Origin of the sequence: Blattabacterium cuenoti (assembly GCF_014252435.1) — a bacterium.
GTDB classification, from domain to species: Bacteria; Bacteroidota; Bacteroidia; order Flavobacteriales; family Blattabacteriaceae; genus Blattabacterium; species Blattabacterium cuenoti_X.
This window is the reverse complement of sequence record NZ_CP059220.1, coordinates 118,585-133,269: the sequence shown is the minus strand read 5'-3', so window position 1 is coordinate 133,269 and position 14,685 is coordinate 118,585. Positions and strand designations below refer to the sequence as shown.

At 26.0% G+C, this 14,685-nt stretch carries 13 protein-coding genes and 1 tRNA gene; 6 read left to right on the top strand and 8 right to left on the bottom strand.

Annotated features, from left to right (window positions below; all coding sequences use genetic code 11):
* Positions 1-9 precede the first annotated feature (9 nt).
* Both H0H35_RS00630 and thrA read right to left on the bottom strand, forming a co-directional pair.
* On the bottom strand, positions 10-963 hold the full coding sequence (locus H0H35_RS00630) for a homoserine kinase (protein WP_185883035.1): 954 nt from the start codon (positions 961-963) through the stop codon (positions 10-12).
* A 4-nt stretch (positions 964-967) separates the two neighbouring features.
* Entirely contained in the window at positions 968-3,415 is a 2,448-nt protein-coding gene (gene thrA, locus H0H35_RS00625) for a bifunctional aspartate kinase/homoserine dehydrogenase I (RefSeq protein ID WP_185883034.1), read from the bottom strand.
* Positions 3,416-3,726: 311 nt separating this feature from the next.
* On the opposite strand from thrA, the gene H0H35_RS00620 reads away from it, so the two are divergent.
* Positions 3,727-4,356 carry an urease subunit gamma gene (locus H0H35_RS00620; protein WP_185883033.1) on the top strand — a complete coding sequence of 210 codons (630 nt, stop codon included), beginning with the start codon at positions 3,727-3,729 and terminating at the stop codon, positions 4,354-4,356.
* Positions 4,353-6,056, top strand: coding sequence for an urease subunit alpha (gene ureC, locus H0H35_RS00615; protein ID WP_185883032.1), 1,704 nt, complete (start codon positions 4,353-4,355; stop codon positions 6,054-6,056). The genes H0H35_RS00620 and ureC overlap by 4 nt, the downstream gene beginning before the upstream one ends.
* A gap of 2 nt (positions 6,057-6,058) precedes the next feature.
* On the opposite strand, the gene H0H35_RS00610 is transcribed toward ureC, so the two are convergent.
* Positions 6,059-6,144 (bottom strand) — tRNA-Leu (locus H0H35_RS00610).
* Positions 6,145-6,156: 12 nt separating this feature from the next.
* Positions 6,157-6,456: a deaminase gene (locus H0H35_RS00605; RefSeq protein ID WP_317167202.1), complete on the bottom strand. Its 300-nt coding sequence runs from the start codon at positions 6,454-6,456 to the stop codon at positions 6,157-6,159.
* A 137-nt stretch (positions 6,457-6,593) separates the two neighbouring features.
* Between H0H35_RS00605 and H0H35_RS00600 the strand changes: the two genes are divergently transcribed.
* The gene (locus H0H35_RS00600; protein WP_185883031.1) at positions 6,594-7,391 is read left to right on the top strand and encodes a TrmH family RNA methyltransferase; all 798 of its coding nucleotides are present in this window, start codon (positions 6,594-6,596) and stop codon (positions 7,389-7,391) included.
* On the opposite strand, the gene H0H35_RS00595 is transcribed toward H0H35_RS00600, so the two are convergent.
* Positions 7,386-7,886: a ribonuclease HI gene (locus tag H0H35_RS00595; RefSeq protein ID WP_238892347.1), complete on the bottom strand. Its 501-nt coding sequence runs from the start codon at positions 7,884-7,886 to the stop codon at positions 7,386-7,388. The genes H0H35_RS00600 and H0H35_RS00595 overlap by 6 nt on opposite strands.
* Before the next feature lie 843 nt (positions 7,887-8,729).
* Here H0H35_RS00595 and fbp point away from each other — a divergent pair.
* Both fbp and H0H35_RS02915 read left to right on the top strand, forming a co-directional pair.
* A complete protein-coding gene (gene fbp / locus H0H35_RS00590; protein WP_185883030.1) occupies positions 8,730-9,737 on the top strand; it encodes a class 1 fructose-bisphosphatase in 1,008 nt (335 codons plus the stop codon).
* A gap of 155 nt (positions 9,738-9,892) precedes the next feature.
* Positions 9,893-10,093, top strand: coding sequence for a ribonuclease P protein component (locus H0H35_RS02915; RefSeq protein WP_185883169.1), 201 nt, complete (start codon positions 9,893-9,895; stop codon positions 10,091-10,093).
* Here the strand turns inward: H0H35_RS02915 and H0H35_RS00580 are convergent.
* Both H0H35_RS00580 and pyrF read right to left on the bottom strand, forming a co-directional pair.
* Positions 10,079-10,654: a MarC family protein gene (locus tag H0H35_RS00580; RefSeq protein ID WP_185883029.1), complete on the bottom strand. Its 576-nt coding sequence runs from the start codon at positions 10,652-10,654 to the stop codon at positions 10,079-10,081. The two genes, H0H35_RS02915 and H0H35_RS00580, sit on opposite strands and share 15 nt — an antisense overlap.
* A gap of 160 nt (positions 10,655-10,814) precedes the next feature.
* Positions 10,815-12,179 carry an orotidine-5'-phosphate decarboxylase gene (pyrF, locus tag H0H35_RS00575; RefSeq protein WP_185883028.1) on the bottom strand — a complete coding sequence of 455 codons (1,365 nt, stop codon included), beginning with the start codon at positions 12,177-12,179 and terminating at the stop codon, positions 10,815-10,817.
* A gap of 63 nt (positions 12,180-12,242) precedes the next feature.
* Between pyrF and H0H35_RS00570 the strand changes: the two genes are divergently transcribed.
* Positions 12,243-13,190 carry a dihydroorotate oxidase gene (locus tag H0H35_RS00570; RefSeq protein ID WP_185883027.1) on the top strand — a complete coding sequence of 316 codons (948 nt, stop codon included), beginning with the start codon at positions 12,243-12,245 and terminating at the stop codon, positions 13,188-13,190.
* A 5-nt stretch (positions 13,191-13,195) separates the two neighbouring features.
* On the opposite strand, the gene proS is transcribed toward H0H35_RS00570, so the two are convergent.
* Complete coding sequence (gene proS, locus H0H35_RS00565) at positions 13,196-14,653, bottom strand: proline--tRNA ligase (protein WP_238892345.1); 1,458 nt, start codon at positions 14,651-14,653, stop codon at positions 13,196-13,198.
* Positions 14,654-14,685: the final 32 nt, after the last annotated feature.

Genomic DNA, 14,685 nt, shown 5'->3' with positions numbered 1-14,685 from the left:
ATAATTTTTTTAAAGAATAGTAATCCATTTTAATCCTTTTTGATTAATAGGAGAAGTATATGTTTTATAATTAATCCTTAGAGATGAATAAACTCGATTCATGACTTCTGTTACTTTTTTAGCTGTTTCATCTCCTTTACTTAGCATAAAAACAGAAGGACCAGATCCCGAAATTCCTCCTCCTAGAGCTCCTATCTCTTTACATCTTATTTTTAGTTCATAAAATGCCGGTATTAATATAGCTCTTATCGGTTCTACAATGACATCTTCTAATGACCTACTAATTAGAGAATAATCTTCTTGATATAATCCAGCGACCAATGCCCCTATATTTCCCCATTGACGAATAGCATCTGTCATGAGTATTTTATGTTTTAAAATATTTCTTGCATCTGATGTTTTAATTTCAATTTGTGGATGAATTATACTTACCCATAATTCATTTGGAGTATGTAGTTTAGTTATATCAAGTGGTTTATAACTTCTTACTAAAGTTAATCCTCCCATTATTGCGGGAGCGACATTATCAGCATGAGCAGATCCACTTGCTATTCGTTCTCCTTCCATAGCAAAACGAATGAGTTGAATGGTATTAAAAGGATATCCTAATAAAATATTAGCTCCAAAAACAACACCTGCGGCACTAGCTGCACTAGATCCAATACCGCTACCAGGATGAATATTTTTAATTAATTTCATTTCAAATCCTATTTGTTGTTCGTTTTCAAATTTTTGTTTTTTTTGATATTTTTTTAATAAAAAATTTAAAGCTACAAATGCTACATTTTTATTAGGATCTTTAGGTAAAGAAACTCCACAAATTTCATGTATTCGTATACCTGGATGATTTGATTTATATAAATAAATTTCATCTCTTGGAAAATCCAAAGCTAATCCAATTACATCAAATCCACATGCTAAATTTGCTACAGTAGCAGGTGAATAGATTTTAATTCCTTTCATGATTTTATTTAGTCGCCTTAATAATATCAGAAAAAACACCAGAAGCTGTTACTTCAGCTCCAGCTCCGGCTCCTTTTATAATAAGAGGTTGTTCTGCATAGCGATATGTATTATATAAAACCATATTATCTTTTCCTTCTAGTTGAAAAAATGGATGATTCTGATCAATTGATTCTAATCCAACAAATGCTCTACCTTTTTCATAACGAGCAATAAAACGTAATCGCTTTTTATTTTTTTCTGCTTCACTTCTAATACTAAAAAAATAATTACTATAATTTTTTAGTTCTTGATAAAAGTTTTCTACAGAATTTGAGTCATAACATTTTTTAGGTAAAAAATATTTTTTTTGAATATCCTTCAATTCTAATGGAGATCCACATTCTCTTGCTAAAATAAGAATTTTTCGCATAACATCTAATCCACTTAAATCTATTCTAGGATCAGGTTCTGTATAACCTTTTTCTTGTGCTTCTTTTACTACTTCTAAAAAAGATGTTTTTTTTGTAAAACGATTAAATATAAAATTTAAACTACCTGATAGTACTGCTTCTATTTTATGAATTTTGTCTCCGCTATTGATAAGATCATTTAATGTACTAATCACTGGTAGACTAGCTCCTACATTAGTTTCAAATAAGAATGGAGCTTTAAAATGTCTGGAAAGTATTTTTAATTTTTTATAATGATCATAATCGGAAGAACATGCAATTTTATTACATGTAATGACACCTATTCCATTTTTTAAAAATTTATCATATGTCATAGCCATTTCTTCACTAGCTGTATTATCAACAAATAAACTATTTCTTAAATTAAATTTCCAAACTTTTTTCATAAAAGAATAGATGTTCATTTCCCCTCCATTTTCATTCAAAAATTGATCCCATTGTATTAAATTAATACCATGATTATTGAAATACATTTTTTTGCTATTTGCTATTCCAATAACTCGAACTTGTAATTTTAATTCTTTGAACAAATAACTTTGTTGTTGATGTAATTGCTCAAGTAATTTTCTTCCAACTTTTCCTACTCCACATATAAATAGGTTAATTTGTTTTGGAGGACTTTCAAAAAATGATTCATGTAAAGTATTCAGTGCTTTTTTTAAATCAGTTTTTTTAATTACTGCCGATATGTTTTTTTCAGTAGAACCTTGAGCTATGGCTCTAACATTAATACTATTTCTTCCTAAAGAAGAAAACATTTTTCCACTAGTACCATGAAGATTTTTCATGTTGTCTCCGACGACTGCTATAATACAGAGGTCTTTTTCTATTTTTAATGGATCTATACGTCTTTGATATATTTCTTGAGAAAATTCTGTATCTATTACAGATTTTGCTTTGATTACATCCATTTCGTGAATTCCAGTTGTTATGGAATGTTCCGAAGAACTTTGAGTAATAAATATCACATTTATTTTTTCACGAGATAGTGCTTCGAACAAACGTTTAGAGTATCCGGGAATTCCTATCATTCCACTTCCTTCTAAAGTGAGCAATGACATATTTTGAATTCCTGATATTCCAGTAACTGGTTGACTAATATTAGTTTTTTTACTAATGTAAATAAGAGTACCTGGATCAGATGGAGAAAAAGTATTTTTAATTTGTATAGGTATATGTCTTTTCATTGCAGGTTGTATAGTTGGAGGATAAATTACTTTTGCTCCAAAATGAGATAATTCCATAGCTTCTTCATATGAAATTTCTTTGATAGGAAAAGCTTGATTCACGATATTTGGATTAGCTGTCATCATTCCACTAACATCTGTCCATATTTCAAGTAAACTTGCCGATATAGCTGAAGCTAAAATGGATGCTGTATAATCAGAGCCTCCTCTACCTAAAGTAGTAGTTTCATTATCTACAGTAGAACCTATAAAACCAGGTAAAACTACATATTCCGATATTTTTTCACGAAAAAATTGAATGATATGATGATTACTCGTAATAAAATCTACTTGTGCACATCCAAATTGAGAATCAGTAATAATTAAATCTCGACTATCTTTACATATAGCATCTAATCCATATTGTTTGAATTTTTCGGAAATAATAAAAGAAGAACTCAATTCTCCAAAACTCATGATTTTATCTAGGGAACGTTTGGATAATTCTTCAACTTGAAAAATTCCATCACATAAGTTTTCTAGATCATTGATATTTTTTTTCATCCAACTGATTAAGTGACTTTGATAAGTTATTGGAAATAATTCTCTAATAATATTAAGATGTCGAATTTCGATATCTTCTAATATATGTTTATATTGATTTTTTCTTTCAGCAGCAAGTATCCCACATTGTATAAGGAGATCCGTAATATTTCCTAAAGCTGATACAACAATAGCATATTTTCCTTTAGGTTTTTTTTTTAGTAAATAACAAATACGTTTTATAGAATCAGAATGAGCAACCGAACTTCCTCCAAATTTTAAAACTTGCATTTTTTAACTATTTTTTAAAATTTTCCTATCATTATTATAAAGATGATAACAAAAATAAAGATAATTTATGGAGACTCTATTTTTTTATGTATTATTTATATTTAATTTATTATATATATGCATATTAAAATATCTGTAAAGGTCATATCCATATTTTTTCATGTAATTTTGTAATTTTTTATAATTACTTAATTGTTTTTATCTAAAAAATAGAATAAAATTATTATTCATACCTTTATTCTTTTTATAAAAAATTCATTTTTATTCATCAATATTATTGAATTAATATAACTTTAAGAACCTAAGAAAGTATGCATTTAACTTCTTATGAAAAAGAAAAGATTCTTTTGCATATGGCGGGAGAATTAGCAAAAAAACGTTTGAAAAGAGGATTAAAATTAAATTATCCTGAATCTTTAGCTTTAATAACCCATTACGTAATGGAAGGAGCACGTGATGGAAAAACAGTGAAAGAAATCATCAATGAAGCAAGTCACATTCTCAGTGAGTATCAAATTATGGATGGAGTATATGAATTATTAAATAATGTTCAAATAGAAGCAACTTTTCCTGATGGAACAAAATTAGTCACAATACATAATCCTATTCAAAAAAAAACGAAAAGAAGTTCTAAAATTATACCTGGACAATATAATCTTTTAAATAAGGATATTTCTATTTTACCCAATAGATCTCGAATAAAGAGAATCGTGTCTAATACGGGAAATCGTCCTATACAAGTAGGATCTCATTTTCATTTTTATGAAACTAATTCTGCTCTTTCTTTTGAAAGAAAAGGAACAAAAGGATATCGATTAGATATACCTTCTGGTAGATCTGTTCGTTTTGAACCTGGAGAAATAAAAGATATTACTCTAGTAGAAATAGGAGGTAGCAAAAAAATTTATGGATTTTCAGGAAAAGAAAATATGAAAATATGATAAAAATAGATAGAAAATCTTATGCAAGTATGTACGGTCCTACTGAAGGAGATAAAATACGTTTAGGAGATACATCATTGTGGATTGAAATAGAAAAAGATTATACTGTGTATGGAGACGAATGTGTTTTTGGAGGAGGAAAAGTAATTAGAGATGGGATGGGACAACATCCCATTGCAACAAGAAATGAAGGAGTATTGGATTTAGTTTTGACTAATGCTATTATTATCGATTATTGGGGAATTATCAAGGCAGATATTGGAATAAAAGATGGATTAATTGTTGGAATAGGAAAATCTGGAAATCCATATTTTATGGATGGAGTGACACCCAATATGTATATAGGAACTGGAACAGAAGTAATTTCTTCCGAAAACATGATCGTAACACCTGGAAGTGTGGATAGTCATGTTCATTATATATGTCCACAATTATTTGAAATTGCATTAGAAAATGGGACTACTACTATTATAGGTGGCGGATCTGGTCCAGCCACCGGAACTATAGCAACAAATTGTACATCAGGTGTTTGGAATATAAAAAAAATGTTAAAAAGTACAGATCATATTCCAATCAATTTAATTCTACTTGCTGGAGGAAATAGTTCTAATCCTGAAGTTTTAATTGAACAGATCAAAGCTGGTGCTGGAGGATTAAAAATACATGAAGATTGGGGAAGTACTCCACATGTAATAGATCAATGTTTATACGTATCCGATAAATTAGATGTACAAGTGAATATACATACAGATTCTTTAAATGAGTCTGGATATATAGAAGATACTTTAAAAGTATTTAAAAATCGGACTATTCATACTTATCATACAGAAGGAGCAGGTGGTGGACATTCACCCGATTTATTAAAAGTAATTTCTTTTTCCAATATATTGCCATCTTCTACAAGTCCTACTCTTCCTTATACTTGTAATACCATCGATGAGCATTTAGATATGTTAATGATATGTCATCATTTAGATTCTGATTTACCAGAAGATATTGCGTTTGCAAAATCGCGAATACGATCGGAAACTATTAGTGCAGAAGGCGTTTTACATGATATGGGTGCGATAAGTATGATGAGTTCGGACTCTCAAGCTATGGGTAGAATAGGTGAAGTAGTAAAAAGAACATGGCAAACTGCTGATAATATGAAAAATCAAAGAGGATATCTACCGCAAGACTTATATAATGATAATTTTAGAGTAAAAAGATATATATCTAAATATACTATCAATCCTTCTATTACTCATGGTATTTCAGAATATGTAGGATCTATTCAGGTAGGAAAAATGGCTGATTTAGTTTTATGGAAGCCTTCATTTTTTGGAGTGAAACCAGAATTAGTGATAAAAAGTGGAATGATCGTATGTGCTAGTGTAGGAGATCCTAACGCTACAATACCTACTCCTCAACCATTTATGTATCGGAAAATGTTCGGATTTTTCGAACCTAAATTAAGTAGTATTTTTATTTCAGAAATTTCTGTTAATCATGGTTTTTTTGAAAAAAATGAAATTAAAAAACAAGTAAAAATAATAAAAAAATGTCGTTCTTTATCTAAAAATAATATGATATTAAATGGAGAAACTCCAAATGTAGAAGTGGATCCTAAAAATTATCATGTTTATATAGATGGAAAAAAAATAACTTCTGTTCCATCTCGAGTACTTCCATTATCACAGAGATATTTTTTATTTTGAAATACCCAAGGCGGGATTCGAACCCGCATGATTGAAAATAATCATTGGATTTTGAGTCCAACGCGTATACCAATTTCGCCACTTGGGTATGATTAAATTTTCACCATATCAATTGTTGTGCAATTATTCCTAATTTGTTTAAAAAATCATTTTCATCATGATTATTTTTATAATATAAATAAATCACTTTTTTAATCTTAGAAAGATATATTAGTTTACAACATTCTTTACATGGAAAATGTGTGATATATATAGTAGATTTTTCACAAGATAAAAAATTTGAAGCAATTTTTAATATTGCATTAGCTTCTGCATGAATGACATACCAATTTGTATTTCCATTTTTATCTTCACAAGAATGAGGAAATCCATTTGGAGTTTTATTAAAACCGAAAGAAATAATTTTATTATTTTTAACGATGACTGCTCCTACTTTTTTTTTTTACAAATAGACAATTTTGAATTTTCAAAAGCTATTTTCATATAGAATTGATCATTTCTTTTTATACAATTTTTTTTATTCATTGTTAACGTAATATGAAAAAAATAAACAGTATACAAAATACAAAAATTAAATACTTAAAAAAAGTATATGGAAAAAAAAAATTAGGTTTTTTTATTGTAGAAGGATTACATGAATTTCAGATTGCTATAAAAAATCAGTTTATTCCAACCAAAATATTTATCTGTAAAGATATTTTTTATCAAGATGATATAGTTCAAAATTATCAATCCATTATTTATTTTATAAGTATAAAAATATTTAATAAATTAGTTTATAGAAAGAATTCAGGGGGAATTATCGCTTTATTTAGAGAAAAAAAGATTCATGATAATTTGATTAATATGAAATTAGTTAGAAATTCTTTAATTCTTATATTGGATGGAATAGAAAAACCGGGTAATTTAGGATCTATGTTAAGAACTGCTACTGCTGCTGGATTTTGCATGATTATTTTACATAATATGAAAACTTATATATTCAATCCTAATGTTATTAGATGTAGTATAGGAACTGTTTTTAACAATCGTTTCATTATTGAAAATAATATAAAAAAAATATTATCTTGGATTCGAAAGAATCGAGTAGAGATTGTAGCTACAGGATTTCACAAAAAATCGATTAATTTATATGAAAATAATTTTCGAAATTTATTTAGTATTGCAATCGTTTTTGGATCAGAACACCAAGGTTTATCCAAAATTTGGTATAAAATAGCGGATAAAATTATAAAAATACCTATGTTTGGAAATATAGATTCATTAAATGTAAGTAATGCCATGTCTATCATAGTATATGAAATAATTCGACAAAAAAAATTTCTTCTTTTATAAAGAAGATTGTTTTTCATATATGATATCAGTTTTCAGAAATTTTTTTTTAGTTACTTCTACAGATAATCTATCGCAATAATCATTAATATAATGATAATTATGAGATTTGATCCAATGGAAAGATACAAAATGCTGATGGAATATTTGAATAAACTTTTTCCATAAATCTACATTTTTTTTTTTCAAAAAATTATTTTTTTCCCATTTATAAATCCAACTATTTTGGACTGCATTGATTATATATTTAGAATCAGTAAATATAGTAATATCTTGTTTTTTTTTTTTGATGTTTTTTAGTCCAACTATTGTAGCTAATAATTCCATTCTGTTATTGGTTGTATAACGAAACCCTTCAGATATAATAATTTGTTTATAAAAATTAGAAATATATGAAAAGATTTCAATGAAAACACCATATCCTCCTGGTCCAGGATTTCCTCTTGACGATCCATCTGTATAAATATGAATCCTTTTATTCACGAAAAACTTGTTCATAGTTAATTTTTTTTAACTGATATTTAATAATATTAAAATATTTTGTTTCAATACATTTTGATATTTGACAGATTAGTTTTTCTTTACATTAGAATGATATTGTTTCATTTTTATTTTTTATATATATCTTATTATCATAGAATAATTTAGAATTTTTTTTTAATAAAAATGCAGAAAAATGTCCTTGGAAATTCATATCAAAAAATAAATGGATTTATTCTTCCTTTATATAGAAAGAGACAAGTACTTATTCCCATAATCAACTTTTGTTTATATTTTTTTGAAAAATTTGATAAAATTATATAAATATTTTTTATTTATTATCATAGTATTTTCTTGATCAAAAAATTTACACAAAGGAAATTTAGATAGTTCCGATTTTCTTATAAAACATAATATATATTTCCTTATTATATACAAAATTCATATGATATCCATAATAAAATTGTGATAATTCACAATTAAATACTGTTCATTTGTGTATCGTTTTTCATCATGTTTTTTAAAAACATATCAACATTCCATGAGCAATACATCAATTTTGTTTTATATTTTGTAAAACCAATATACAATGAAATAATATTTTTTTTTCCATAAAAAATAGTAATAGATTTTTATCAAAAAAAAACAAAAAAATATTAATGAACAAACAATACATCCGGTATTATCATATCAGTAATATTTTGTATACATTTTATTAAAAATTAATAATGATTCTTAATATAAATGTATTGTTTAGATAAAATATGATCAATTTTATCCTATTACTATAGACTTTATTACAAAATTTTAAAAAAAAAATATGATCTTTACAAAAACGATTTATTCTAGTTTTTGATATCAATGTATACATTAGGTGAATTTATTATAAAAAATAGACATCATTTTTCTTATTCCGTTGAATCTTTATTACGATTGTTTAGCTGTATTAAACTAGCTTCTAAAGCAATACACAAAGAAGTAAATAAAGCTGGATTAACAGAAGAACTTATAGGAAGTTCTGGAATAATTAATATTCAAGGAGAAACCCAACAAAAATTGGATTGTTTTGCCCATAACGTTTTTATACAATCATTTAAAAGTAGAAACGTAGTATGTGGAATAGCTTCTGAAGAAAGTAAAAATTTCATAGTCATAGAAAATAAACAAGAAAACATTGTAAAAAATCAGTATATTGTTTTAATAGATCCATTAGATGGATCGTCTAATATAGATGTAAACGTATCTATTGGAACCATATTTTCTGTATATATACGTAAATCTTCTATTCAAGAAAGTATTACTATTAATGATTTTTTACGAAAAGGAAGTGAACAAATTCTAGCAGGATATATTATATATGGATCTTCAACAATATTGGTATATAGTACAGGATCAGGTGTACATGGATTTACATTAGATCCTTCATTTGGAACTTTTTATTTATCTCATCCTAATCTTCGTTTTCCTAAAAACGGAAAAATGTATTCCATTAATGAAGGAAATTATGCTAAATTTTCTAAAGGAATTAAAAAGTTTTTAAGATTTTGTCAGAATATAGATAAAAAAAAAATTCAGCCTTATACGGCAAGATATATTGGTTCATTAGTTGGAGATTTTCATCGAAATATGATTCAAGGAGGTATTTATATTTATCCAAAAACGGCATTTTCTCCAAAAGGAAAATTACGTTTGTTGTATGAATGTAATCCAATAGCCTTTTTAACAGAACAAGCTGGTGGAAGAGCTATTGATGGAAAAAATAGAATTTTAGATATACAACCAAAAGAATTACATCAACGAACGCCTTTTATTTGTGGACCTACGGAAATAGTATCGAAATTAGAAGAATTTATTGTGAATTATGAATAAAATATTTAATAAAAAAAAGTTATTTCAAATTATTATTAAAAATGGAAAATATATTTTGATATATCCGATTCTTTGTATAATCAAAATAAATTATGTTAATATTGAGAACAATACAAAATTATTTTTAATTGGATCTTTAGTAAAAAAAAAAATTTATCAAAAAATCTTTCCAAAGAAATAAAATCAAACGTAGAATAAAATTTGCTTTCTTTTCCAATAGATCTATAATAAAAAGAAAAGGAATCATTTGTTTTTTTATTTTTCTATATCAAACAAATAAGTTGTATAATTATTGTAAGATAAATCAATCGATGCAAAAAATTTTGCATAAAATTCAACAATTAATTATGGAATAATTGTATAACATTTGCTCCAAAAATTTTAACAGAAAAAGCAAGTAATACAATTCCAAATATTTTTTTCAAAATGTCCAACCCATTATTTCCTATTTTATTTCCAATTACATCACATTTATCTATGACAAAGTAAACAACAATCATATTGAGTAAAAGAGATATTAATATAGTATTGACATCATAAGTAGTTCTTAATGAAATTAATGTAGTTAAAGATCCAGGTCCTGCTATAAGTGGAAATGCTATTGGAACAATAGATGTCTGTGTGTTTTCTGTGGATTTATGAATATCGATTCCTAATATCATCTCCAACCCGATAATAAATAAAACAAATGATCCAGCTACGGAAAAAGAATGAACATCGATTCCTATAATTTTTAACATAGGTTGGCCTAAAAATAAAAAAAATAAAAAAATGATCAGAGAAGTTATGATAACTTTTTTCGTATCTATGATATTTCCTTTAGATTTAAAACCCATAATAATAGGAGCATTTCCTAATATATCTATAATGCTAAAAAGGATCATAAAACAGCTAATTAATGAATGTATCCATTTCATACTATATTCTTTTTATTTTCGAAATAACAAAGTAATTCAATTTTTAAATAAATATTTTTTGAATACAAAAAATATTTACATAAATACAAATTAAATAAAATTATAATGAGTGTCATTACTTTTTATAAAAATGGACGTCATTTTCAAAAATAAAATGGATCTAAAGTCCATCTTGATAAGATTTCCATCCAGAAATTCTATATTTTTTTGCTATTTTTCTTGGATTGTTATTTTGGTATATAGCTTTTCCAACAATAATAAAATCACTTTTATTTTTTTCAAATGCTTGATGAGGTGTTATGTATAGATTATCTGAATCATGACTTTTTTTTTGAGAAAAATGAATACCAGGTGTAAATAATAATAGACGATGATCGACTTTTCTTTGAGCTACAGTACCTATTACTTTTGTATTTTTTAATGAAATATTGATTACGTTTCTAATGTAATTATCATCAGATATTCTTCCTTTCGTAGACATTTCTGATATAGTTATGAGTCCTATGTTATCTGGTATTTTTAATTGTTCTAAGCTAGAACATCCTGAAATTGTGTGTACAGTAATAATATCAGCCCAAGATGAAATTTTGTATATTCCATAATGAAATTGAAGATAATTTGTATGTCCTATATCACAAAATTTTTTATCTTCAAATATTAGAAAATTTTTCTCTCTAGATATTTTTTTGAGACATGTAATAAATGAATGCGAGAAATCATTAATAATATCTACATGAATTTTTAATCCACAAATCAAATCACCAATCAAATTAGATAGATCTAATATTTTTTTAGAATAGATTAAATCTGCAGATACTATGAGATTTGTTTTTTTTTTTAATGCAATATCGATTAATTTCTTTCCTGTAGGATGAGATATGATTTTTTTTTTTTCTTCATAAGAAATTCTTTTGTTGATGTTTTTTCTATTTTCTTTTTTTAAAAAAAAATGGATCATTTTTTGATCACTTTTTTTTATAAAATGTTGATTTTCTAGTATTTTTAATATATCACCTATTCGAAATAATGTTTGTATTTTATATCCCTTTTTTTTGATATGATCTACTCCTCCTTGTTCTCTATCAAAAATAGAGATAATATTCTCAACAATTAACCCTTCTTTTTCAAGATCTAGTATTGTGTTTAATAAACTATCTCCGCTTGTAATGACATCTTCAACAAGAAGACAATATTGGCCTTTTTTATATACTCCTTCAATCATACGTCTAGTTCCATAACCTTTATTTTCTTTTCTTTTAATAATTAGTGGAATATTATGCCTTATAGAAAGAGTAGTAGCGATAGGTAAAGCTGCATAAGGAACTCCACAAATTAAATCAAATTTATATGGTAAAATTTCACACAAAAGTAAGTCCGAAAGTTTTATTAATAAATCGGGTTTAGAAGCAATAGGTCTAAAATCTATATATAAAGGAGAATTTATTCCACTTTTTAATGTAAAATTTCCAAATTTTATAATTCCTAAATTGTAAATTTTTAAAAAAAATTTTTCTTTTTTTTTCATCAAAAAAAACTATTTCAGTAAAGTTAAAATTTTTAAATAATTATTATTATAATTGTTTTCATTATGGAAAATATAGATATTACAACGAATATTAATGGAATTCAACTTTCATCATGTATTATGAATGCTTCTGGAGCTATTTGTAGAACAGACATTGAATTATCAAATTTATTAAATAGTTCTTCTGGAGCAATAGTAACAAAAAGTTGTACTAAACATCCAAGGAAGGGGAATTCATATCCAAGATATTTTGAATGGAATATAGGCAGTATAAATTCTATGGGATTACCAAATTATGGAATTGATTTTTATTTAGATTTTTTAGAAAGAAAAAAAATTACAAAACCTGTACTTATTTCTATAGCGGGGAGATCCATTGATGAAATTAGTTTTATTATTCAAAAATCTAATTTTTGTTCTAAAATATCTGCCTTAGAAATAAATTTGTCTTGTCCAAATCTTATTGAAAATAAAAATCAAGGTATCGTTGGATATGATTTTTGTGTTGTGTCACATTTTTTGGAAAAAATATTTAGATTTCATGAAAAACCTATAGGATTGAAGCTTCCTCCCTATTTTAGAGATATCCATATAGAAAATATGTCTTTAATACTAAATAAATTTCCAATTTCTTTTATTACTTGCATTAATAGTATCCCTAATGGAATTTTTATTGATGTAAATAAAGAATCTACAGTAATACGTCCAAATAAAGGATTTGGAGGAATTGGTGGTTCAATTATTAAACCATTTGCATTAGCTAATGTTTTTAAATTTTATTCTTTTCTTCGTAAAGAAATATCAATAATAGGATGTGGTGGTATTCAGTCTGGAAAAGATATGTTTGAATATATATTATGTGGTGCTTCAGCCGTGCAAATTGGAACACAACTTATCAAAGAAGGAATTTCAGTTTTTGATCGATTAAATCAAGAATTTTCTTCTCTTTTAAGAAAAAAAAAATATTCATCTATAGATGATTTTAAAGGAAAATTACAAAATATTTTATAATTTTTTTAATAGGATTTGGAAAAAACTACTTTTTGTTTTGATTTTTTTCCTGAAAAAATACATTTTCCTTCTTTTTCTTTAGAAGGAAAAGGGATAAAACGAATTGTGGCTTCCGTTTCTTCTTGAATTTTTTTCCCCGTATTTTTAGTACCATCCCAATGAGCAAAGATAAAACCTCCTGAATCATTTATTTGATTTTTAAAATCATGATAATTATCTAATTCAATCATATATTTTTTAGTTCTATGTAAAGCTTTTTGGTATATGTTTTTTTGTATATCGCATAATAATTTTTTTATCAAATTGATTGAAAAATGAAAGGGAATACAAATGGTTTCAAGTGTATCTCTTCGAATAATTTCCAATTTTTCATTTTTTATTTCATTTATTCCAATATTGATTCGTATTGGAATTCCTTTTATTTCATATTCATGGAATTTCCATCCTGGTGTAAATTGAGTTCTGTTATCGTAAAAAGTACGAATATTTTTTTTTTCTAAAAAATTCAAAATATTATTTGCATGTTCATCAATAATAGAAAAATTTTTCTTTTTATATATAGGAATAATGACTATTTGAATTGGAGCAATTTTGGGAGGTAGAATTAAACCACGGTCATCAGAATGAGACATAATTAATCCTCCTATTAATCGAGTTGAAATTCCCCAAGAAGTAGACCATATGTATTCCTTATATCCATTCATATTTGTAAATTGAACATTAAATACTTTTGAAAAATTTTGACCTAAAAAATGTGAAGTTCCCATTTGTAATGATTTTCCATCTTGCATTAATGCTTCAATACAATAGGTTGTTTTAGATCCATGAAACTTATCCATGTGTGGTTTTATTCCTTGTAAAACTGGGATAGCCATGAAATTTTGAGAAAAATCAGTATAAATATTCAATATATTTAAGGTTTCTTCTATTGCTTCTTTTTTAGTAGAATGTGCAGTATGACCTTCTTGCCATAAAAATTCTGTTGTTCGAAGAAATAATTTTGTACGCATTTCCCATCTAATAGCATTTCCCCATTGATTAAGTAAAACAGGAAGATCTCTATAAGATTGAATCCAACGTTTATAAATACTCCATATTATGCTTTCTGAAGTAGGTCGTATGATTAACTCTTCTTTTAATTTTGATTTTGGATCTATAATGATTTTTTCTTGATCTTTTTTAATTTTAGAATGAGTAACTATTGCACATCCTTCAGAAAATAAATCAGTATGTTCTTTTTCTTTTGAAAGAATAGATTTAGGTATTAATAAAGGAAAATAAATATTTTTATGTCCTGTTTGTCGAAATATTTTATCTAACTCTTTTTTTATCATTTCCCACAAGGAATAACCATATGGTTTTATAATCATAAAACCTCGTATTCCTGAGAACTCTGCTAATTCAGATTTTAAAATTATTTCATTATACCATTTTGAATAATTTTCTTTACGTTTATTTTCCACAGTAAAAATATAATAAGAAAAATTCCTAAATA